This window comes from Paractinoplanes globisporus DSM 43857 (assembly GCF_000379645.1).
Classification (GTDB): domain Bacteria; phylum Actinomycetota; class Actinomycetes; order Mycobacteriales; family Micromonosporaceae; genus Actinoplanes; species Actinoplanes globisporus.
In genome coordinates this window covers 1-21,995 of sequence record NZ_KB903331.1, presented here as the reverse complement: position 1 = coordinate 21,995, position 21,995 = coordinate 1, and the positions used below count along the sequence as shown (strand labels likewise).

Below are 21,995 nucleotides of genomic sequence, written 5' to 3'. Positions count from 1 at the left end.
CAACTAGTCCTGTTCGTCAGGCTCGTCGGCATTGCGAGCAAGCGCCACGATGGTTACACCTTCTGGGAGGTCCATCAGCTTGACCCCCATTGTGTTCCGATCCCGCGTGCGCCGTACAGGCTTCACGGGAGTCCGGATGACACCACCATTGCTGGTGATGGCAAATAGTTCATCCTCGGGGCTGATCACCAGCGCGCCCACCAGTCCACCACGACGCTCCGTGATTTTCGCGGTGAGCACCCCCTTGCCGCCCCTGCCCTGTACCGGATACTCCTCGATCGGTGTCCGCTTCGCATACCCACCATCGGTGGCGACCAACACATCCATGCCCTCGCGTACGACTTCCATCGCGAGGAGCTCGTCGTTGTCACCGAAGCGCATGCCGATCACGCCCGAGGTGGCCCGGCCCATCGGGCGCAGCGCCTCGTCGGTCGCGTTGAACCGGATCGCCTGGGCGTGCTTGGAGACCAGAAGAAGATCATTCTCCGATGCCGCCAGGGCCGCGCCCACCAACTCGTCATCCTCCCGCAGGTTGATGGCGATGATGCCACCCGTGCGGTTGGAGTCAAATTCCTCGAGACGAGTCTTCTTCACGAGACCATTCTTAGTGGCGAGCACAAGGTAGGGCGCCACCTGGTAATTCGGGATCTGGATCACCTGGGCGATGTGCTCGTCCGGCAGGAATGCCAGCAGGTTCGCGACGTGCTGACCCTTCGCGACCCGGGCCGCTTCCGGCAGCTCGTACGCCTTCGCCCGGTACACCCGGCCCTTGTTCGTGAAGAACAGGATCCAGTCGTGCGTCGAGATCACGAAGAAGTGCGAGACGATGTCGTCCTGCCGCAGCGTGGCGCCGCTCACGCCCTTGCCGCCGCGCTTCTGCGATCGATACAGGTCGACCTTCGTGCGCTTCGCATATCCGGTACGTGTGATGGTCACCACAACGTCCTCGCGCGCGATGAGGTCCTCCATGGAGACCTCGCCGTCGAACGGGATGATCTGCGTCAGCCGGTCGTCGCCGAACTTCTGCACGATCTCGCGGAGCTCCTCGGAGACGATCGCCCGCTGCCGCTCCGGCTTGGCGAGGATGTCCTTGAGGTCGGCGATCTCGATCTCGATCTTCGCGAGCTCGTCGATGATCCGCTGGCGCTCCAGGGCGGCCAGACGGCGCAGCTGCATGTCGAGGATGGCGCCGGCCTGCACCTCGTCGATGTCGAGCAGCTGGATCAGGCCGGTACGAGCGTCGTCCACCGTCGGCGAGCGCCGGATCAGGGCGATGACCTCGTCGAGCATGTCCAGCGCCTTGACCAGGCCACGCAGGATGTGCGCGCGCTCCTCGGCCTTGCGCAGCCGGAACGCCGTACGCCTGCGGATGACCTCGATCTGGTGGTCGACGTAGTAGCGGATGAACTGCGCCAGGTTGAGCGTGCGCGGCACGCCGTCGACCAGCGCCAGCATGTTCGCGCCGAACGTCTCCTGCAGCTGCGTGTGCTTGTACAGGTTGTTCAGCACGACCTTGGCGACCGCGTCGCGCTTCAAGACAATGATCAACCGCATGCCCGTACGCCCGGACGACTCGTCCTTGATGTCGGCGATGCCGGTGAGCTTGCCCTCCTTGACCAGCTCAGCGACCCGCTCGGCAAGGTTGTCGGGGTTGACCTGATACGGCAGCTCGGTGACGACGAGGCAGGGCCGGCCGCGCGGGTCCTCCTCCACCTCGACGACCGCGCGCATCCGGATCGATCCACGGCCGGTGCGGTAGGCGTCCTGAATCGCCTGCTGACCGACGATCAGCCCCTTGGTCGGGAAGTCGGGACCCTTGACGAGGCCGAGCATGGCCTCGAGCGCCTCTTCCTCGGTCGAGCTCGGGTTGTCCAGCTGCCACTGCACGGCCGCCGCGATCTCGCGCAGGTTGTGCGGCGGGATCTTCGTGGCCATGCCGACCGCGATGCCCTCGGACCCGTTGACCAGCAGGTTGGGGAAGCGCGCCGGCAGGATCGTCGGCTCGTGCGTACGCCCGTCGTAGTTGTCCTGCATGTCGACGGTGTCTTCGTCGATGTCCCGCAGCATCTCCATCGCCAGCGGCGACAGTTTCGACTCCGTGTATCTCATGGCGGCCGGCGGATCGTTGCCGGGGGAGCCGAAGTTGCCGTTGCCGTCGATCAGGGGGTAGCGCAACGACCACGGCTGGCCCATGCGGACGAGGGCGTCGTAGATCGAGGAGTCGCCGTGGGGGTGGTAGTTGCCCATGACGTCGCCGACGACGCGGGCGCACTTCACGTAGCCGCGGTCGGGGCGGAAGCCGGAGTCGTACATCGCGTAGAGGATCTTGCGGTGGACGGGCTTGAGGCCGTCTCGGACGTCGGGGAGCGCTCGGCCCACGATCACGCTCATCGCGTAGTCGAGGTACGAGCGCTGCATCTCGACTTCGAGGCCGACGGGCTCGACTCGCTGGGTCACGCCACCGCCGGTTTCCTCGGGGGATTCGTCGCCGGCAGGCGGTTCGGGAGTGTCAGTCACTGTTAACCCTTACTCAAGGTGAAACCAGACAAGTACGTCGGAAGCGCGCATCTTGCTGTGGATAACGTTGTGGAAACCGGGTGGACGCTGTGGATATCCACAGCGCCCGTAAGCCGTCAGATGTCGAGGAAGCGCACGTCCTTGGCGTTGCGCTGGATGAACGAGCGCCGCGCCTCGACGTCCTCACCCATCAAGACGCTGAAGAGCTCGTCCGCCGTTGCAGCGTCGTCGAGAGTCACCTGACGCAGCGTGCGCGTGGCCGGGTCCATCGTCGTGTCCCACAGCTCGTGGAAGTTCATCTCGCCGAGGCCCTTGAACCGCTGGATGTCGTCGGGCTTGGCGTTCGGCTTTTTCTGCTGGCGCAGCGCGATCAGGCCGTCCCGCTCCCGGTCGGAGTAGGCGTACTGCGCGTCGTCACCCCGCTTGTTCCACTTGATCTTGTAGAGCGGCGGCGCGGCCAGGTAGACGTGGCCCTGCTCGACCAGCGGCCGCATGAAGCGGAACAGCAGGGTGAGCAGCAGCGTCTGGATGTGCTGGCCGTCGACGTCGGCGTCGGCCATCAGCACGATCTTGTGGTACCGCAGCTTGGCGATGTCGAAGTCGTCGTGGATGCCGGTGCCCAGCGCCGTGATCAGCGACTGGACCTCGTTGTTTTTCAGCACCCGGTCGATGCGGGCCTTCTCGACGTTCAGGATCTTGCCGCGGATCGGCAGGATGGCCTGGATCTGGCTGTCGCGGCCCTGTTTCGCCGAGCCGCCGGCCGAGTCGCCCTCGACGATGAACAGCTCGCTGACCCGGGGGTCGGTGGACTGGCAGTCGGCCAGCTTGCCGGGCATCGAGCCGGACTCGAGCAGCGACTTGCGCCGGGCGAGCTTGCGGGCCTGCTGGGCGGCGATGCGGGCGCGGGCGGCCTGGGACGCCTTCGTGATGATCATCTTGGCGTCCGCGGGGTTGCGGTCGAACCAGTCGGCGAGCTGCTCGTTCGCGACCCGCTGGACGAAGCTCTTCATGTCGGTGTTGCCGAGCTTGGTCTTGGTCTGGCCCTCGAACTGCGGGTTGGCCAGCTTGACCGAGATGATCGCGGCGAGGCCCTCGCGGATGTCCTCACCGGAGAGCTTCTCGTCGCTCTTGAGGAACTTCTTCTCGGTGCCGTACCGGTTGACGATGGTGGTCAGCGCGGCACGGAAGCCCTCCTCGTGCGTTCCGCCCTCGTGCGTGTTGATCGAGTTGGCGAAGGTGTAGACCGATTCGCCGTACGACTCGTTCCACTGCATGGCGATCTCGACGGCCATGCCCTCATCGACCGACTCGGTGCCGAAGTCGATGACCGTCTTGTGGATCGGGTTCTTGGTCATGTTCAGGTGTCGGACGAAGTCGGAGATGCCGTCCTTGTACATGAACGAGACCTTGCGGTGCTCGCCGGTCTCGTCGACGCTGCGCAGGTCGGTGAAGTTGATCGTCAGCGCCCGGTTGAGGAACGCGTACTCCTGGAGGCGGCGGTAGATGGTCTGGAAGTCGAACTCGGTGGTCTCGAAGACCTTCGGGTCGGGCCAGAACTGCACCGTCGAGCCGGTCGTGGTGGTCGGCTCGCCCTTCTGCAGCGGACCGGGCTTGGAGGCGTTGTAGTCCTGCCGCCAGACGAAGCCAGTCTTGTGGATCTCGACGTGCATCCGGGTGGAGAGGGCGTTCACGACCGAGACGCCGACGCCGTGCAGGCCGCCGGAGACCTTGTAGACCGTGCCCTCGAACTTGCCGCCGGCGTGCAGGACGGTCAGCGCGACCTCGACGCCGGGCTTCTTCAGCTTCGGGTGCAGGTCGACGGGGAAGCCGCGGCCGTTGTCGGTGACCGAGACGCCACCGTCGGCGAGCAGGACCACATCGATGGTGTCGCAGTAGCCGGCCATGGCCTCGTCGACGGCGTTGTCCACAACCTCCCACACCAGGTGGTGGAGGCCGCGCTCACCGGTGGAACCGATGTACATACCGGGACGCTTGCGAACTGCTTCGAGGCCTTCGAGCACGGTGATCGACTCGGCACCGTATTCCTGCTTCTTCTCTGCCACCCTGGGCCACTTTCTCGTGCCGGGCCCGGTGAGGGGCCCCGCGACGGGGTTGGCGGACACGCGGCGGACAGCCGGCGGGCATGACGGGCCACAGGGGCAGACGCCGCGGAGAGGAGCGGACCACCGGTGGAACCGTGCACGCCGGTCGCCGCGGCAGGCCCGCGGATCGTGATCGGCTGGAAAAACCGCGTAGCGTGACGACTGTCAACGCTCTGCAATGCTTTCCCGGTCTGTGTCGATTCTACCTCGCCGAAGCGCGTTCGTGAGGGTCCGGCACCCCGTCCGGGTGCCTCAGATCGCCGTAGCGCCGTCGAGGCTGCCACCCACGTCTCCCCCTACACGGAAGTACCGCCCAACGCAACGACAAAGCATCCGGCTGTCGATCGCCACCGCGCGCCTGCCGGGCCGAGCGGCCACGCGCTGCGACACTGCCTCACAACACCGGGCCGTCGTGTCGTAACCTCGCCCGCGCGGACCGGTGCAGAGCCGGACGGCCGGACGGCAGGTCGAGGAGGGGTGGCCCCCACATGGCGCATGACAAGGGGCTGGAGAACGTCGCGGTGCACTGGCCCCGGACGAACCAGTACTACGACCCGGTGGCTCCCGCCGAGTTCGTCGACTTCGGGGCGATCGCCGACGCGCCCGAGATCGCCGCACCGACCGGGGCGCTGGCCCTGCACATCGCGAAGACCGGCACGGTGCGCGCCACCGCGTACACCGAGCTCGTTGACCTGCTGTTAGGCCTCGACGGCGTGCTCTACGCGACCGACGCGGCGGCCGAGGACGAGGACCCGGTGATCGATCCGGACGGCTGCGCGTGGATCGCCGGCGGTCTCGAGCGGTTCGTCGAGGGCCACGAGAAGTTCGGCGACCTGGTCACCTTCGACACCGTCGCCGAGGTCATGCGCACGGCGATCACCCAGGGCCGTCTCGCCGAGCAGCAGCTGCGCTGGCTGGAGAACCGGCTGTCCGCCCTGCGCGACGACGCCGGCAACGCGCCGCACTGGAGCTTCGCCCGCTCCGAGCTGGCCATCCTGGGCGGTTTCTACCGCCGCTGCGCCGACCGCGGTTTCGCCGTATTCGCCGACTACTGAGCAAACTCTCAATCCCGGGCGATTCGCTTGACGCGGCTACGCTCCGCGATCTTTGAAAACAGGCTCAGCCGTACGTGTCGCGCGGCCCCCGCCCCTGCACGCGACGCGGACCCTTGCTCCACGACGGCGCCGCCGGGCCGTGGATGTTGAGTTTGGTGACGACGTTGTGTCCCACCTCGCCGGCGATGCTGCGGAGCAGGGTGGCGGCCAGCATACGCAGCTGGGTGGCCCAGGCCGTGGACTCGGCCTCGACCGTCAGGACGCCGCCGTCGAGTTTCACCGGGCGGCTGTGCTTGGCGATGTCGGGCCCGACGACCTTTTCCCAGGCGCCGAAGACCATGGCCTCGGCTTTCGGCTTCTCCCAGCCCCGGGCCCTCATGAGGCGGTTCAGGACGTCGCCGAAGAGCTGGGGGTCGCGCGGGTCGGGGCCGGGGCCCGAATAGCCGCGGGGGCGTTTGCCGGTCGTCCCCCCGCCGTCGCGGCGCCGGGGATTGGACGCGGCGGCCCGGCGCTTGGCGAGCGCGGCGTCGAGCACGGCCCGCGCCAGCTCCGGGCCGGCAGCGCCCTCAGCGGTCCCCTGCGGCTCGGAACCGGCCCGACCCTGATCTCCTCCTGCACCGGGCTCCGGATCGCGCGCAGCGCCCCGCTCGTCCGGCGGCGGGCTGCCGCGATCGCGCCGTCGGGGGGTGTCGCGGCCGTCCCGGAGCGGGGTGTCGCGGCCGTCCTGAGGCGGGGTGTCGTACCAGGACGGGGCCACGTCGCCCTCGCCCAGGTGCGGATCGGGCTGTGGAAAGTCGCCCTTGGGGAAGAAGCGCTCGGCGGTCGGGTCGTACCGGCGGTCGTCGTCGCGGCGGTCGTCGTCACTGGGCACGGGTCACCGATCCGAGCGTGACGTCGAAGCGGACGCCGCGCAGCGAAGGCGGCACGTCCTCGGGGACCGCGCACGTGACCAGCAGCTGGCCGGCGTCGGCGACCAGCGCGGCGAGGCGGTCGCGGCGGCCGGCGTCGAGCTCGGCGAACACGTCGTCGAGCACCAGCACCGGCTCGATGCCGTCGGAGCGCAGCAGGTCGTACGCGGCCAGGCGCAGGGCGAGGGCGAACGACCAGGACTCGCCGTGGCTCGCGTAGCCCTTGGCCGGCAGGTCGCCCAGGGACAGGGTGAGGTCGTCGCGGTGGGGGCCGACCAGGGTGACGCCGCGCTCGATCTCGGCGGTGCGCCGCTCCTGCAGGGCGTCGAGCAGCGCCTGCTCGAGGGCGGCGCGATCCGGCGCCAGGACATCGCCCAGACCCGACGTGTACGCGATCGAGGCCGCGGCCCGGCCGGCCGCCACCGCGTCGTAGGCCTTGGTCAGGTGCGGGCCGAGGGCGGCGACCAGCTCGAGCCGGCCGGCCAGCAGCTCGGCGCCGTGGTGGGCGAGGTGCTGGTCCCAGACCATGAGCGTGGAGAGGTCCTGGCCGCGGGTGCCGCCGACCTTGCGGGTCAGGTACGCGGTGCGCAGCAGGGCGTTGCGTTGCTTGATCACCCGATCGTAGTCGGCACGCACGCCGGCGTAGCGGGGCTGGCGGGCCACGAGCAGGTCGTCGAGGTAGCGGCGGCGGGCGGCCGGGTCACCGCGGACCAGTTCGAGATCCTCCGGGGCGAACAGGACCATGCGCAGGGCCCCGAGCACCTCGCGGGGGCGGCGCACCGGCGAGCGGTTGAGGCGGGCGCGGTTGGCCTTGCCCGGGACGACCTCCAGCTCCACCAGCAACTCGCGTCCATCGTGGACGATCGCGCAGCGGATCACGGCGGAGGCGGCGCCGGCCCGGACGAGCGGGGCGTCCGTGGCCACCCGGTGACTGTCCAGTGTGGCCACGTAGCCGAGCGCCTCGATGAGGTTCGTCTTACCCATGCCGTTCTGGCCGACCAGCACGGACACACCCGGGTCGAGGTCGACCGCCAGCCGCTCGTAGGAACGGAAGTCGGTCAACTCGACCCGGCGGACATACATTTCGGCCGGCGATCAGCCGACGACGGCGTGGCCGCCGAACTGCTGGCGCAGCGCGGCGACGGCCTTCATGGCCGGCGAGTCGACCTGGCGCGACTCGAACCGGGTGAACAGCGAGGCGGCGATGACGTGGGCGGGCACGGCGAGACGCACGGCCTCGTCGACCGTCCAGCGGCCCTCGCCGGTGTCTTCCGCGTAGCCCTTGAGCTTGACGAGGTCGGGGTCGCCGTCGAGGGCGCGGTCGAGCAGGTCGAGCAGCCACGACTTGACGACGCTGCCCTCGCGCCAGCTCTTGATCGCGCCGGGCACGTTCTCCACGTACTCGGAGGCCTCGAGCAGTTCCCAGCCCTCGGCGAGGGCCTGCATCATGCCGTACTCGATGCCGTTGTGGACCATCTTGGTGTAGTGGCCGGCGCCGACCGGGCCGGCGTGGACGAAGCCGTACGGGCCGGCGGGCTTGAGCGCCTCGAAGATCGGCATGGCCATCGCCACGTGCTCAGCGGTGCCGCCGACCATCAGGGCGTAGCCGTTCTGGTTGCCCCAGATGCCACCGGAGACGCCGCAGTCCATGTACCCGATGCCCTTGGCGGCGAGCCGCTCGGCCCGGGGACCGTCGTCGGTGAACTTGGAGTTGCCGCCGTCGATGATCAGGTCACCCGCCGACAACAGGTCGCTCAGCTGGTCGATCGTGCTTTCGGTGATCTCTCCCGCCGGAACCATGGTCCACACGACCCGCGGAGCGGCGAGCTTGTCGACCAGTTCGGCGAGCGAACCGACGTCCCGCTTGTCCGGGTGGTGATCGAATCCGACCACTTCATGCCCGGCTTTGCGGATGCGGTCGGCCATGTTGCCGCCCATCCGCCCGAGACCGATAAGGCCAAGCTGCATGGTGTTCCCCCTAGATGTGCGGTTCTCTCCAGCTCAGTATCAGCGCGTTACCCGGATCGGCATGATCAGATAGCGGTAACCGGGCACGATTTCGCCGTTTTCGCCTGCGGGGGAGATCACAGCCGGCTTGAACGCGTCGACGAACGAGAGCACCGCGTGCGGTGCGCCGAGGTTCTGCAGGCCGTCGATCAGATATTGCGGGTTGAAGCCGATCGTCAGCGCCTCGCCGGTGAACGTGGCCTCCATCGCCTCGCTCGCCCGCGCCTCCTCCGTCGCACCGGCCTCGACGACCAGACCGTCCTCGCTGAAGCTCAGCAGCACCGGGGTGGTGCGCTCGGCGACCAGCGCGACGCGACGCACGACCTCGACCAGGGCGGCCACGGCGACCCGGGCCTCCGCGTTGTGGCTGGTCGGGAACAGCGAGCGCACCGGCGGGTAGTTGGCGCCGTCGAGCAGGCGGCTGGTGGTACGCCGGGTGCCGCCCGCGAAGCCGATCATGCCCTCGCCCGCGTTGCCCTGCGCGAGCGCCAGCGTCACCGTGCCGCCGAGCGGGCCGAGGGTCTTGGCCGTGTCGTTCAGCGTTTTCGCCGGGACCAGCGCGTTGAGGCTGATCTCGGGGTCGTCGGGGTTCCACTCCATCTCGCGCATGGCCAGGCGGTAGCGGTCGGTCGCGAGCATCGCCATCGACGAGCCGTTCAGCTCGATGCGGACGCCGGTCATCATCGGCAGTGTCTCGTCGCGGCCGGCGGCGATGGCCACCTGGGCGACCGCGGCCGCGAAGGCGGCGGCGTCGACCGTGCCGGCGCTGGAAGGCATCTCCGGCAGGGTCGGGTAGTCCTCCACCGGCATCGTCGGCAGCGTGAACCGGGCGCTGCCGCAGACCAGCTCGAGATGCGCGCCGACGGCGGCGATGTCCACCGGCTTGTTCGGCAGGGCCTTGGTGATCTCGGCGAGCAGGCGGCCGGAGACCAGGGCGGCCCCGTCGGCGTCGGCCTGCACCTCGACGCTCACCTGGCTGGAAACCTCGTAGTCGAAACCGGAGACGTGCAGCCGGCCGTCGGTGACTCGCAGCATGACGCCGGCGAGCACCGGCACTGACGGCCGGCTCGGCAGGCTCTTCGCCGTCCAAGCCACGGCGTCGGCGAGTGCGTCTCGCTCCACCCGGAACTTCATGCTGTCCTCCGCGTCGCTTCCTCATGTCAGGGGCAGGACCCCCACGAACTTTATTGCGCTCGGCAAGTCCGTGCGTGCGCGGGCCTGCCGATGCGGAGGGGCGGGGAGCCGCTGGCGGCTCAATCCACAACATCCCCAACGCCGTTGATTGCTTTTTGTTGTCTTAGAAAAATCTCTAGTCGTAATCATCGGGGCTGTGCAAAGTGTGGAGAACTCAAGTTGGTGCAGGTCAGAGGGTTATCCACCGGTGATTCACATGTGGGCAACCAGGGTACAAACCCGGGTCTGCGTCCACAGTCGTCGACCGGACTTCGGTTGTCCACCGTTGTCCACCGACTATCCACCGGATATCCACGGGGTTTGTCCCCCGGCCTGTGGATGACGTCGAGACGTTACCGCCCCGTCGTCCCCAGAACCTTCAACAGGAAATCCACACCCGTCCACAGGCTGTGGGCAGCTTTGTCACCGAGAGTGTCTGTCCACATCGATTTCCCCAGGAGTTCTCCACATCTGTGGGTAGTCGCTCCGACAGTTGTCCACCGCTGGGGATAAACACCTGTGGAGACCTGTGAATTAGTGTGGATAACGTTGGCACGAGACGGTTGCGTTCTGACGTTGACAACGGCGTCTGAGCGTGGATCGGGCTCGGGAAAAGAGTTTTGAGGCGCGCGGCGGAGTTATACACAGCCTGTGGGAAAAACTATGGAAAACGGATAAACGACACTCTTTCGGGTGTCGAGGGCTGTGGGTAACTCGTCCCGCTGTGGATTCAGCTGGGGGTTTGGCCGGCGTGGCAGCTCAGCCCGGAACGCCCGGCAAGGGCTCAGCCATGCGGCGAGCTGGGGCTGAGCAGGCGGGACCGCGATCTTGCGGTTGTGGAAGCGGCCGGGGCGTACGGGATGAATCAGGTGTTTTGCTTGATCCGGTTGGTGAGCTCCGCGATCTGGTTGTAGAGCGAGCGGCGCTCGGCCATGTGCTGGCGGATCTTGCGGTCGGCGTGCATGACCGTGGTGTGGTCGCGGCCGCCGAAGGCCTGTCCGATGCGCGGCAGGGAGAGGTCGGTCAGCTCGCGGCACAGATACATGGCCACCTGGCGGGCGTTGACCAGAACTCGGCTGCGGGAGTGGCCGCGGAGATCTTCCAGGCTCACGCCGAAGTAGTCGGCGGTGGAGACCATGATCTGGTCGGCGGTGATCTCGGGGCCCGCGCCGTCTGGCATGAAGTCGCGGAGGACCTCCTCGGCCAGGGAGAGCTGGACCACCGAGCGGGTGAGGCTGGCGAAGGCGGTCACCCGGATGAGGGCGCCCTCGAGCTCACGAATCGAGTTGGAGACGCGCGAAGCGATGAACTCGAGGACGTCGTCGGGGGCGTACATCCGCTCCTGCGCGGCCTTCTTCTGGAGGATCGCGATACGCGTTTCCAGATCGGGCGGCTGGATGTCGGCGAGCAGGCCCCACTCGAACCGCGTGCGCATGCGGTCTTCGAGCGTGGCCAGCTGGCGCGGGGAGCGGTCGGAGCTGATGACGATCTGCTTGTTGGCGTTGTGCAGCGTATTGAAGGTGTGGAAGAACTCCTCCTGGGTGCGCTCGCGGTTCTCCAGGAACTGGATGTCGTCGATCAGCAGGATGTCGACGTCGCGGTAGCGCCGCTGGAACGCCTGGGTCTTGTCGTCGCGCAGGCTGTTGATGAAGTCGTTGGTGAACTCTTCGGTGGAGACGTAGCGGACCGCGCGCGCGTGGCCGAGGGTCGTCGCGTAGTGGCCGATCGCGTGCAGCAGGTGGGTCTTGCCGAGTCCCGAGCTGCCGTAGATGAACAGTGGGTTGTACGCCTTCGCGGGTGACTCGGCGACGGCGACGGCGGCAGCGTGCGCGAAGCGGTTGGACGAGCCGATGACGAACGTCTCGAACATGTACTTCGGGTTGAGCCGGTTGCCGTCGTTGGTGCCGCGCGGGTTGCTGGACGGGCGGATGTCCATCGGGGCGCGGCCGGGGCCGTTGTCGCCGCGGGTGGGCAGCGCGTCCTCGATCAGCGTCGGGCGGTCGTCGGGGCGGCGCTGGGTGTCGCGCAGCGGGACCGGGTCGGCGGCCATCCGGTGCGGCGGGGGCTCGTTCGGGCCGAGGGTCTGGTCGGGCGCGTCGTACGACGGGCGATTCGTGAGGGGGGACGGAATCGGCGGCGCGGGGGGAATGGTCGTGGCCGAGGCCGCGGCCGGCTCCGCGAAAAGAGCTTCCTGCCCACCCCGGGCCGCGGGAACGTTGCGGTAGGAGGGTCGGCTTTCCGCGTACGCGTCATGTGCGTACGCGGGGATGTCGGAATGCTGACGCGACTCCGGTTCCGACTGCTGCTCGGGCTCGGCGTAATGCCGGGGCTGCGGCTCCTCGGCCGGTGACTCGACCGGGGTGCCGTAGACGGTGCCGGGCAGGCCGGTGCCGTCCTCCGGAGGCTTCACGGTGACGGCGACCTGGATCGGGCGGTTGAGCCGGCGGCTGAGCGCCTCGGTGATCGCGGGACGCAGGCGCGACTCGATCACGTCCCGGGTGAAGGCGTCCGGGACGGCCAGCAGAGCGGTGTCCTCGACGATGGCGCGCAGCTTCGTCAGCTGCAGATAGGCCCGCTGCTGAGGAGACGAGATCTCGTCGGCAAGCTCCTCCAGCGTCGCCTTCCACACATCGCTCAGGTCGACCTGATCGGCCACCGCCGCGCCACCCCCATCGCCACCGACCCCCGGTGGACCTTGTCCGGCTACCCGCCTTTGCCCCGCCGTCGCCCAACCTCAGGCGCCCGACGGCTCCCCCTATCCAGCACCACATTTAACGTGCTGAACACGCTCGACGCCACCGGTTGTCCACAGGTTATCCACAACCTGTGCACTTGCCGGTGGTCGCTCCCCGGCCGGACGGTCGGCAGACTTACCGGAGCCTGGAACGGCGCGGTTGAACAGGCTCACCGTGCCGAACGATTCACCTGCTTGTCCGGTTTTGGCTCGGTACGTCGTGGTATGCACAGAGCAGTGATGACCAGCAAACGGGCACGCTAACAGCGAGGTTGCCGAAGCTACAACTGTCGCACCGCCCGACAACGGCCCGGGAGCACGAAAAGGTTCACTACCCGCGCAGAAAGACTCGTCTGGGGCGTGACCCCCGGCTCGGCGGTCGGCGTGGCGACCAGGCTATAGTTGACCGGCATCGCTGGCCTGCGTAGGGTCGAGCGGTTGCTCCGCCGCGTTCTGATAAAGTGGCGTCTTGCAGCCTGATGCCCCTGGACGTTGTCCTCCACTGACGTCGTAGTGAAGACGGAGTTTTGACGTGAGCAAGCGCACCTACCAGCCGAACAACCGCCGGCGTGCCAAGACCCACGGCTTCCGGCTGCGGATGCGCACCCGGGCCGGCCGTGCCATCCTCGCCGCCCGCCGCTCCAAGGGCCGCGACAAGCTGTCGGCCTGAGCCGGCGGCTTGCGGGCCAGAATGCCCAGGTAGTCGTGCTGGCCGCCGCGCAGCGTATGCGGCGTAGCGCCGACTTCGCCGTGACGATTCGCGGCGGTCGGCGGGTTGGCAGGGGCACGGTTGTCGTTCATCTGCTTCTCGAGGAGCCGGCGCGAGCCTCTGCGGCACGCGCCGGCTTCGTCGTGTCCAAGGCCGTGGGCAACGCGGTGGTCCGCAACGCGGTCCGCCGACGGCTCCGGCACCTGGTCCGGCCGCTGCTCGCCGACCTGCCGGACGGATCGTTGCTGGTGGTCAGGGCCCTGCCGGCGGCGGCGACGGCCTCGTTCGCCACGCTCGGCGCCGACCTGGAAGCGGCCCTCACGGCGGCCCGTCGACCTCGGCGGCCGCGATGAGCGTTCTCGCCCGTGTGCTGACCGCGATGGTCGTCGCGTACCGTCGTTATGTGAGTCCGGTGCTGCCGGCTCGCTGTCGGTTCTATCCCTCGTGCAGCGCGTACTCCCTGGAGGCACTGCAGAAGCACGGTGCGATACGAGGGACGGGGCTGACTGTCTGGCGGCTCCTGCGCTGCCACCCCTTCCACCCTGGTGGGTATGACCCGGTGCCTGACCCGATCCGTCACCGTCCTGCCGATGTGACTGGAGCCTGAATGAGCCTCGACTGGATCTACTACGCCATTTCGTGGATCCTCCTGCGCTGGCAATCCCTGTGGAGCTCCCTCGGGATGGACGGCAAGTTCCTCGGGACCAACTGGTCCTGGGTGCTGGCCATCGTCTTCCTCGTGGTGACGGTCCGCGTCATCCTGTTCCCGGTCTTCGTCAAGCAGATCAAGAGCCAGCGGGCGATGCAGGCGTTGCAGCCCAAGGTCAAGGCGCTGCAGGAGAAGCACAAGGGTGACCGCGAGACGCTCCAGAAAGAGATGATGGAGCTGTACAAGACGGAGAAGGCGAACCCGCTCATGGGCTGCCTTCCGATGTTCCTGCAGATCCCCGTCTTCCTCGGCCTCTTCCACACGCTGCGCCGGCTGAACCCCGCGAACACGCAGACCACGCTGTACGGGTGGACCACCGAGCAGTTCAACGACGCCACCCACGCGTCGCTGTTCAACGCGCCGCTGGCCTCGAAGTTCGGCTCGACGGCGCAGGAGCTCGCCGCCCTGGGCGCCAACAGCACGACCGTGAAGGTCGTCGCCGGCATCCTGGTGCTGGTCATGATGGCCACCACGTACGCGACCAGCCGTCAGATGATCCTCAAGACCGGCTGGGCCGAGGACCCGCAGCAGAAGATGATCCAGCGCCTGATGCTCTACGGCATCCCGCTGTCGCTGCTGGTCTCCGGTTCGCTGTTCCCGATTGGTGTGATCATCTACTGGGTCACGAACAACGGCTTCACCCTGGCCCAGCAGCAGTGGGTGCTCCGCAAGTTCCCGCCGCCGCAGATGGCCGGCAAGAAGGGCAGCGGCTCGTCGGCGAAGCCCGCCATGAGCGGCCCGGCCAAGAAGTCCGGCGACGCCCCGAAGAACCCGGTTCAGCCCGGCCGCACCGGTGGCCTGTTCGGCCGCAACAAGGCCCAGGCCGAGCCGGAGCCGCCGGTCGCCGACACCAAGAAGCTCGCCCCGCGGCCCGGTGCCAAACCGGTGAATCCGAAGAAGGGCGCCCGACCGGCGAGCAAACCCAAGGGATGATCGCGGCTCGGGCGTCGTCGCGATGCCCGAGCGCTCCCCTTTCCTGAACCTCCCCGCGGGTGCCGCCGCGGGAAACAGCGGACCGAGCAGGTCCGGCCCGATGAGTACGGAGATGAACCGTGACCGACACCAGTACTCCCGATTCGCCGGTCTCCGCCGATTCGCCATCGTCCGAGGCTTCGGCCCCGGAAGAGGCGACCGAGGAGACCAAGAAGTCGGAGACCGTCACCTCCGAGAGTGACCTGTTCCGGCAGAGCGAGATAGCGGCCGACTACGTCGAGGGGCTGCTGGACATCCTCGACTACGACGGCGACATCGACGAGCTCGTGTCGGCCGGGCGCCCGATGGTCGAGGTGGTCGGCGGTCGGCTTCAGCCGCTCGTCGGCCAGCGTGGTGCCACGCTGGAGGCGCTGCAGGAGCTCACCCGGCTGGCGATCTTCCGCGCCACCGGGTCGCCTTCCCGCTTGCTGCTCGACATCGGCGGCTACCGCGCGTCCCGTCGTAAGGAACTGGCCGCGGTGGCCCGCAACGCCGTGGAGAAGGTCAAGGAGCACGGCGACCCGGTGCGGCTCGAGCCGATGTCGGCCTTCGAGCGCAAGTGTGTGCACGACGTGGTGAACGCGATCCCGGGCGTGCAGAGCGAGTCGGAGGGCGTCGAGCCCAACCGCCGGATCGTGGTGCGGGCGGCGGACTGAGAATGACGGAACCCCGCTTCGGCGCGGGTGAGAGCGGCCCGGGCGAGTCGTCGCCCGGGCCGTCGTCTTTCCCGGGCTCGTCTTCTGGTTCTTCGTCGTCTTCCTCGGGGCGTGGGGGTGGGCGGCGGCCTCTTGCGTTTCCGGGGAAGAGGTCTTCTGCCCGTTCTTCTGGAGACGGTGGCCCTTCTGCGCCTTTGACCGGGCAGACAGACAGGTCTGATCGGGCGTCGGGATCAAGCGCCTTGCCGTCCTCGGTTTCTTCCGCGGGTTCGGTTTCTTCCGCGGGTTCGGCTTCTTCCGCAGGTTCGGCATCGGACGCGGTTGGGATTGTGCCGCCGCCGGAGATTGCTGCGGCCGCGTCGCGGGTTTTTGGGGAGCGGTTGGGACTGGCGGTTGACTATGCGCGGCTGCTGGTCACCGATGGCGTGGTGCGGGGGCTGATCGGGCCGCGGGAGGCGCCGAGGATCTGGGAACGCCACCTGGTGAATTGTGCTGTTATGAGCGAGATCATCCCTATCGGCGCTTCGGTGGTTGACGTGGGGTCTGGTGCCGGTTTGCCCGGTATCGTGCTGGCAGTGGCCCGGCCGGATCTCAGCATCACCCTGGTCGAGCCGCTGGCACGACGAACCGCATTCCTGTCGGAGGCGGTGACCGCACTCGGCCTCGAGTCGACCGTCACGGTCGTCCGGGGTCGCGCCGAGGACGTCGTCGACGGGCCCCCCGCCGGCGCCGACGTCGTCACCGCGCGGGCGGTTGCTCCACTCGACCGGCTGGCCGGCTGGTGCCTGCCGCTCGCCCGTACGGGCGGGCGACTGCTCGCGCTCAAGGGCAGCTCGGCCGCCGAGGAGGCCGCGGAGCACCGTGCGGTGATCGCCGAACTGGGCGGAGCCGACCCGGTGCTGCACCTCTGCGGGGTGGGCGTCATCGACCCGCCGACGACGGTCGTGGAGATCGTCAAGGAGCGGGACGTCGTGCGACCACGGCCGAAGCCGTCCGGCAGGGCGGCGACTCGGGGGCGGGGCGCGGGCGGGCAAGCCGGCGGACGCGACTCCGGGCGAGGGAGAACGCGGAGGGGTTAGATGGCCAAGCGGGGCGCCCGGAAGAGAACCGTCAAGAACCGACGTCCCGACCAGGCCAAGGGCGCGCCGCTGCCCGGAGGCGGTGGTGCGGTTCGCGCTGGCGGTGAGGCGCTCGGCGGGACGGGCTCTGGTGGCGGTGGTGCCCCTCGTCCGGATGACGGGGTGCGGCGTTCGGCTGTTGGAGGGCCCGGGGACGGTGTGGCTCTGAGCGTCCGCGGTTCTTCCGAGCGGGGGCGGGGAGATGTTCCGGCGCCTCGGGTCGTTGACGATGCGGTCGACGTGCGGGTCGGGGCCGAGTGGTCGGGCGACTGGTACGTCTGGACTTCGGGGGCGGCGGTTTCGGGGCCGCACTCAGGGGAAGTGGGGGCGCGCCACGGGTGGGGGCTCGGGCCCGGGAAGATTGGTTCTGTCGGTCTTGCGGTTGGGGACTCTTCCACGCGTACGGACAAAAAATGCCTCAAGAGTGACGCGCTGCACTCAGAAGAAGATGCGGGTGTGGTTGCGGGGTTTTTGGGGGACTTTGGTGGGGAAGCGCAGGCGGGAGGATCATGCGCCGAGGCGGCGGCATTGAGGCTGGTGCCGGGCGTGATGGTGTTTGCGACACCCGAGGTGGATGATCTGTCTACCTTGCACGGGCCTCATCGGGCGGACGGCCGTGGCGAGGCTCGCCCGACGGCCGTAGGCTGGCCGGGCGTCGATAGTGTGGACCGGTCTTCAGTCTCCGGAACGCACGTGTCGCCTACCGACCCGTTCCTCACCAACAGGGATAAAACGGTGCATGAGTTCGGTGTTTCACGTGAAACCGAGTCGCCTCTCGGCCCCAGTGGGTCTGCGGGGATCGGCTTCGGCGACCCCCTTGGCACCAACACCTTGGATCAAGGTGTGCCATCGCCCCGAGTAGGCAGCGGTTATGTGCCGCGCGCGGCCTCGGGGCAGGTCTACGGAACGCCGGTGCCGCCGCCCGGGCCCGAGGAGCCGCGCCTTCCTGCGCCGCGGTCCGCGCCACCCGCGCCCTCCGTTGCGTCTTCGCCAGTCCCGGTTTCGGCATCGCCGGTCTCGTCGTCGCCCGTCTCGTCCTCCCCGGCTTCTCCGGTGCCGACATCGGGTGACCCGATTGCTCCGGCCGGACCCTCGTTCGGACCGGCGAGCCCCACGTTCGGCGCTGACGAGCATGTTTCACGTGAAACGCCGGGCGCGGATGAAGACGATCCCCCGCTAGCCATGGAAGCGTTGCGAGCTGTGCAGATCCTCAACCCGAGCGGCGAAATCACCATGCCGCGTCCGGACCACCCGAGGGTGCTCTGCGTCGCGAACCAGAAGGGCGGCGTCGGTAAGACGACCACGACTGTGAACCTCGCGGTCGCCCTGGCGCTGCATGGCAACCGCGTGCTCGTCGTCGACCTCGACCCGCAGGGCAACGCCTCCACCGGCCTCAACGTGCCTCACCACGCCGGCGTACCGGACGTCTACGACTGCCTGATCGACAACGTTCCGCTGTCCGAGGTCGCGCAGCCGGTGGAGGGCATTCCGAACCTCTTCTGCGTGCCGGCCACGATCGACCTCGCCGGCGCGGAGATCGAGCTCGTCTCGGTGGTCGCGCGCGAGTCCCGGCTGGCTCGGGCCATCTCGGCGCATCCGGAGAAGTTCGACTACGTCTTCATCGACTGCCCGCCGTCGCTCGGCCTGCTGACGGTCAACGCGCTCTGCGCGGCGCAGGAGGTGCTGATCCCGATCCAGTGCGAGTACTACGCGCTCGAGGGGCTCAACCAGCTGATCAACAACATCAACCTGGTTCGGCAGCACCTCAACCCGACGCTCGACGTCTCCACGATCCTGTTGACCATGTACGACCGGCGCACCCGGCTCGCCGACGCGGTCGAGCAGGACGTGCGCAACCACTTCGGGAGCAAGGTGCTCAACGCCGTCATCCCGCGGAACGTGCGGGTGTCGGAGGCTCCGAGCTACGGACAATCCGTGATGACCTACGATCCGGGTTCAAGGGGCGCGACCAGCTACTTCGAGGCCGCTCTTGAGATCGCGATGCGTGGCGTCAACACGGGAGGAACGGCATGAAGAACCGTCCACGGGGCGGCCTGGGCCGCGGCCTGGGCGCGCTGATTCCGACGGCGCCGGCCGTCGACCCTTCTCCCCCGGTGGCGCCGATGCCGGCTCCGGCTCCGCTCGATTCGCCGCCGGCCTTTCCGGATGATCAGCTTTCGCCGGTGCCGGGGGCGCGCTTCGCCGAGCTGCCGGTCACCTCGATCGTGCCCAACGCCAAGCAGCCGCGGCACGTGTTCGACGAGGAAGCGCTCGAGGAGCTGAAGACCTCCATCCGGGAGGTCGGCTTTCTCCAACCGATCGTCGTACGCGATTTGGGCGACGGTCAGTACGAGTTGGTCATGGGCGAGCGGCGTTGGCGGGCCGCGCAGGCGATCGGCAAGGAGTCCATCCCGGCGATCGTCCGCGAGACCCGCGACGACGCGATGCTGCGGGACGCGCTGCTCGAGAACATCCACCGGGCGAACCTGAACCCGCTCGAAGAGGCGGCCGCGTACCAGCAGCTGCTGGAGGAGTTCGGGGCAACGCACGAGGAGCTGGCGCGACGGATCGGCCGGAGCCGCCCGCAGATCTCCAACACGATCCGCTTGCTGAACCTGCCGGCGCCGGTGCAGCGGCGGGTCGCCGCGGGGGTGCTTTCGGCCGGGCACGCGCGGGCGCTGCTCGGCCTTGACGATGGTGAGGCCCAGGAGAAGCTTGCGCTTCGGATCGTCGCCGAGGGGATTTCCGTACGGGCGACCGAGGAGCTTGTGGCGCTCGCGCTGGCGGACGGCCCGGCCAAGAAGGCGGCACCGACCCGGCGGGCCAAGGTGCACGCGCCGGCCCTGAACGAGCTTGCCGAGCGTTTGTCCGATCGGTTCGACACCCGAGTGAAGGTCGACATCGGCCGGAACAAGGGAAAGATCACCATAGAGTTCGCGACGGTCGACGACCTGGAGCGGATCGTTGGCATGATCGGGGTGGAGGACGAGGGGTTGTCTTCCGGTGGCGGTGGGGGCGGTTCGGAGTGAGCTTTATTCGGTAGATGGGCGGTTCGGGTTCGGTTTGGTTGGTCTAAGGCACGTGATTCGTCACGTGCCTTTCTTGTTCTTTGGTTTGGGCGTTTTGTGGGGCTTCAGAATTGCCTGTCGTTCCAGATCCGGCGCTTTCCGAAATCCCAGGAGAATGGCTCTGAGAGAACCAAAACGGACGGGGGTCCCTGGTTCGCTTTGATCTTCATCTCTGCTGTCCCATCGCCCCTGGTGGGGCCTCCGTGTTGGCCCTCTTTGTCTCGACGATGAGTTGTTGGATGGTGCGGTTGACTGCCGTCGTGTCTGGACCTCTGCGGGGCGGTAGTGAGCGGGAGATGCTGCGAGTGTTCCTCGGCTTCCATCGCGCGACCCTGCCGGTGAGATGCGAGAGCCTTTCGGACGCAGATTTGCCGGGGGGACGCTGACCTTGCTCGGACTGGTTCGGCGCACATGGCCGAGGTCGAACGCACTCGAGCGCCGGCGGGGTAGGTGATCGCGCGGGTGAAGCGGGCGCGGGAGATCGAGGCTTCGGTGAGCCAAGATTTCGCTCCTGGCTTCTTGATGTGACTCGGGTCGCCGGCTGCGGCCCACGGTCTCCGTTCCGGTTGATCGTTCCGGCTCGGGGCGTCGCTGTTTAGATCCGTCGTCCAGCCGTGGCCGTCCTCCGGTGACGATGATCCGATTGAGCTGAAGTAGCTCTCCGGCCCGACATCGCGGAATCGTTGCCCTCGTGCGAATGGGCGGGGGATCCGTTGCGAGATGGAGCTGATGTTTCACGTGAAACGTTGGTCCTCGGTCTGGCGATCAACTATGGCGCCCTCGGGATCGTGCGGGCTAGTTCGCGTTGAGGCCGGCCGCTTCTCAGCGGTCCGCCCGGCGATCGTGTCCAATGCTCCGAGGACGAGCCTTCTCGGGGTCCTCGGTCAGCCTTTCTCGATGCCCTCTTAGGAGCGGACGACGGTTGCGTTCCATCGTCGTGCGGAATCCGGAAGGCGTCGTTCGTGAGGGCCTGGCCGATCTCGGCGAGTGTGAAGGTCGCCGTCGGGCAGGCGGGCGTAGGCACGTCCCCGGGCGCTTTCCGAGTTCCACCCAATGCCACGCGCCCACGCTGCGCGGACTTGTCTCGTGGGATCGGCGCCCCACAGCCTCCCGGATCCGTCTTGGTGCGTTCGACCGCCCGAAGCCTGTGACTTGCCCGAGCTAGAGATGGGTCCGGCGCGACCGCCCACTGAGGGGTCATGACTTCGCCTGTGGCCGCGCCCGACAGGTTTCACGTGAAACACGGCTCAGGCTGCGCCGGCTGCTGACGGTTCCTCTATCCGGGCTCTCGGAGATCTAAGTCAGCGCTCGCTTCTTCCCGAGCGGTCCTGTCTTCAGTTGTTCAACTCCCGACGTCCCACTGTCGACCTTCTGCCTCTGGCCGTCCTGCCTCTCGCCACCCGGCTCCTGGCTGTCGCATTTCATTGCCGTGCCGCTCAGCCGACGTCCCCTCACCCGGCCATCTCCTCAGCCGCCGTCTCGCCCATCCGCCACGCCGTTCACCTGCCCGTCCAGGATCCTCGTCGGCGTCGGCTGTTCCCTTTCGAGTGCTCCGGTCGCCCGCCGTCCAGTTTCAGTGGCTCACACCCTGACGCCCGACGGTGGCCAGCTCGGGTCAAGGGCCGCGGCACTCGGCGTCCAGGCCGTCGCACTCATGCAGTCGGCGTGATCGCTGAGGTCGCAGGCACTGGGCCCTGTTCACGCCCCCGATGGGAACAGGCGTGCCGCAGCGCGTTTCACGTGAAACAGGATGCAGAGAGTTTCGACGAGTGGCCTTTGCCGGCCAACGTCCAATCCCGGCAGCGGACAGTCGCGGCGCAGTCGGAGGCACCTCGCGAGCCCGCACCCACCGCCGGACGACCGCCCGTCCCGCGTCGGCTCCCAGGTCTGGCCAATGAGCGCCGGCGCCCCCGCGGCGGGTTAAGAGGGCGGGTTGGTATCCAACTCGCTCCAAGGCCTGCTTCTTACCGCCGGCAGTTTGGGCCGAGGAGGAGAAGCCGAGCGATGCCGTCCGGAGTCTTGCGATGCCAACCTCGAATGGGCCCGGTGTGCGTGGACGGTGAGATGCTCAATGGCAAGCTCACGGCCGTGTGCTCTCGCATGCACTGAAGATCGTGGAACCTTCGCGCCGACACTCTGTTTCACGTGAAACAGCCCGCTCTACACTCCGTCGGAGCCGGGAGCCGGGAGCCGGGAGCCGGGAGCCGGGAGCCGGGAGCCGGGAGCCGGGAGCCGGGAGCCGGGAGCCGGGAGCCGGGAGCCGGGAG

15 protein-coding genes and 1 pseudogene are annotated in these 21,995 nt (G+C 68.0%); 9 read left to right on the top strand and 7 right to left on the bottom strand.

Going from position 1 to position 21,995, the window contains the following annotated elements:
• Nucleotides 1-3: 3 nt before the first annotated feature.
• Nucleotides 4-2,517, bottom strand: coding sequence for a DNA gyrase subunit A (gyrA, locus tag A3CQ_RS0139775; protein ID WP_026206728.1), 2,514 nt, complete (start codon nucleotides 2,515-2,517; stop codon nucleotides 4-6).
• Nucleotides 2,518-2,633: 116 nt separating this feature from the next.
• Nucleotides 2,634-4,580 carry a DNA topoisomerase (ATP-hydrolyzing) subunit B gene (gyrB, locus tag A3CQ_RS0139770; RefSeq protein ID WP_026206727.1) on the bottom strand — a complete coding sequence of 649 codons (1,947 nt, stop codon included), beginning with the start codon at nucleotides 4,578-4,580 and terminating at the stop codon, nucleotides 2,634-2,636.
• 527 nt (nucleotides 4,581-5,107) lie between these two features.
• Between gyrB and A3CQ_RS0139765 the strand changes: the two genes are divergently transcribed.
• Nucleotides 5,108-5,674, top strand: coding sequence for a hypothetical protein (locus A3CQ_RS0139765; protein WP_020516549.1), 567 nt, complete (start codon nucleotides 5,108-5,110; stop codon nucleotides 5,672-5,674).
• 64 nt (nucleotides 5,675-5,738) lie between these two features.
• On the opposite strand, the gene A3CQ_RS61385 is transcribed toward A3CQ_RS0139765, so the two are convergent.
• The 5 genes and pseudogenes from A3CQ_RS61385 to dnaA all read right to left on the bottom strand — a co-directional run.
• Entirely contained in the window at nucleotides 5,739-6,221 is a 483-nt protein-coding gene (locus A3CQ_RS61385) for a DciA family protein (RefSeq protein WP_157296907.1), read from the bottom strand.
• 313 nt (nucleotides 6,222-6,534) lie between these two features.
• Nucleotides 6,535-7,665 carry a DNA replication/repair protein RecF gene (gene recF, locus A3CQ_RS0139755; RefSeq protein WP_020516547.1) on the bottom strand — a complete coding sequence of 377 codons (1,131 nt, stop codon included), beginning with the start codon at nucleotides 7,663-7,665 and terminating at the stop codon, nucleotides 6,535-6,537.
• 12 nt (nucleotides 7,666-7,677) lie between these two features.
• Nucleotides 7,678-8,550 (bottom strand): phosphogluconate dehydrogenase (NAD(+)-dependent, decarboxylating), encoded by an 873-nt coding sequence (gene gnd / locus A3CQ_RS0139750; protein ID WP_020516546.1) that lies wholly within the window; start codon nucleotides 8,548-8,550, stop codon nucleotides 7,678-7,680.
• Between the two features lie 39 nt (nucleotides 8,551-8,589).
• A complete protein-coding gene (gene dnaN / locus A3CQ_RS0139745; RefSeq protein WP_020516545.1) occupies nucleotides 8,590-9,723 on the bottom strand; it encodes a DNA polymerase III subunit beta in 1,134 nt (377 codons plus the stop codon).
• A 904-nt stretch (nucleotides 9,724-10,627) separates the two neighbouring features.
• Nucleotides 10,628-12,349: pseudogene (gene dnaA, locus A3CQ_RS0139740) on the bottom strand (chromosomal replication initiator protein DnaA); the annotation flags it as partial.
• A 679-nt stretch (nucleotides 12,350-13,028) separates the two neighbouring features.
• Between dnaA and rpmH the strand changes: the two are divergent.
• From rpmH to A3CQ_RS0139700, 8 genes are all read left to right on the top strand, one after another.
• Nucleotides 13,029-13,166 carry a 50S ribosomal protein L34 gene (gene rpmH, locus A3CQ_RS0139735; protein ID WP_020516543.1) on the top strand — a complete coding sequence of 46 codons (138 nt, stop codon included), beginning with the start codon at nucleotides 13,029-13,031 and terminating at the stop codon, nucleotides 13,164-13,166.
• Nucleotides 13,167-13,201: 35 nt separating this feature from the next.
• On the top strand, nucleotides 13,202-13,558 hold the full coding sequence (rnpA, locus tag A3CQ_RS0139730; RefSeq protein ID WP_020516542.1) for a ribonuclease P protein component: 357 nt from the start codon (nucleotides 13,202-13,204) through the stop codon (nucleotides 13,556-13,558).
• The gene (gene yidD / locus A3CQ_RS59755) at nucleotides 13,555-13,812 is read left to right on the top strand and encodes a membrane protein insertion efficiency factor YidD (RefSeq protein WP_084699432.1); all 258 of its coding nucleotides are present in this window, start codon (nucleotides 13,555-13,557) and stop codon (nucleotides 13,810-13,812) included. The genes rnpA and yidD overlap by 4 nt, the downstream gene beginning before the upstream one ends.
• The gene (gene yidC / locus A3CQ_RS0139725; protein ID WP_020516541.1) at nucleotides 13,813-14,847 is read left to right on the top strand and encodes a membrane protein insertase YidC; all 1,035 of its coding nucleotides are present in this window, start codon (nucleotides 13,813-13,815) and stop codon (nucleotides 14,845-14,847) included. It abuts the gene before it with no gap.
• Between the two features lie 119 nt (nucleotides 14,848-14,966).
• Complete coding sequence (locus A3CQ_RS0139720) at nucleotides 14,967-15,542, top strand: Jag family protein (protein ID WP_020516540.1); 576 nt, start codon at nucleotides 14,967-14,969, stop codon at nucleotides 15,540-15,542.
• A 326-nt stretch (nucleotides 15,543-15,868) separates the two neighbouring features.
• A complete protein-coding gene (gene rsmG, locus A3CQ_RS55705; protein ID WP_051115492.1) occupies nucleotides 15,869-16,621 on the top strand; it encodes a 16S rRNA (guanine(527)-N(7))-methyltransferase RsmG in 753 nt (250 codons plus the stop codon).
• Nucleotides 16,622-17,533: 912 nt separating this feature from the next.
• Complete coding sequence (locus A3CQ_RS0139705; protein WP_281171535.1) at nucleotides 17,534-18,694, top strand: ParA family protein; 1,161 nt, start codon at nucleotides 17,534-17,536, stop codon at nucleotides 18,692-18,694.
• Complete coding sequence (locus A3CQ_RS0139700; protein WP_020516536.1) at nucleotides 18,691-19,689, top strand: ParB/RepB/Spo0J family partition protein; 999 nt, start codon at nucleotides 18,691-18,693, stop codon at nucleotides 19,687-19,689. The genes A3CQ_RS0139705 and A3CQ_RS0139700 overlap by 4 nt, the downstream gene beginning before the upstream one ends.
• The last annotated feature ends 2,306 nt before the right edge of the window (nucleotides 19,690-21,995 follow it).

Bases quoted from the DNA above. Each gene is read 5' to 3' on its own strand.
- A3CQ_RS0139765 (WP_020516549.1), top strand. From the start codon at position 5,108: ATGGCGCATGACAAGGGGCTGGAGAACGTCGCGGTGCACTGGCCCCGG.
- recF (WP_020516547.1), bottom strand. From the start codon at position 7,665: ATGTATGTCCGCCGGGTCGAGTTGACCGACTTCCGTTCCTACGAGCGG.
- gnd (WP_020516546.1), bottom strand. From the start codon at position 8,550: ATGCAGCTTGGCCTTATCGGTCTCGGGCGGATGGGCGGCAACATGGCC.
- dnaN (WP_020516545.1), bottom strand. From the start codon at position 9,723: ATGAAGTTCCGGGTGGAGCGAGACGCACTCGCCGACGCCGTGGCTTGG.
- yidD (WP_084699432.1), top strand. From the start codon at position 13,555: ATGAGCGTTCTCGCCCGTGTGCTGACCGCGATGGTCGTCGCGTACCGT.
- yidC (WP_020516541.1), top strand. From the start codon at position 13,813: ATGAGCCTCGACTGGATCTACTACGCCATTTCGTGGATCCTCCTGCGC.
- A3CQ_RS0139700 (WP_020516536.1), top strand. From the start codon at position 18,691: ATGAAGAACCGTCCACGGGGCGGCCTGGGCCGCGGCCTGGGCGCGCTG.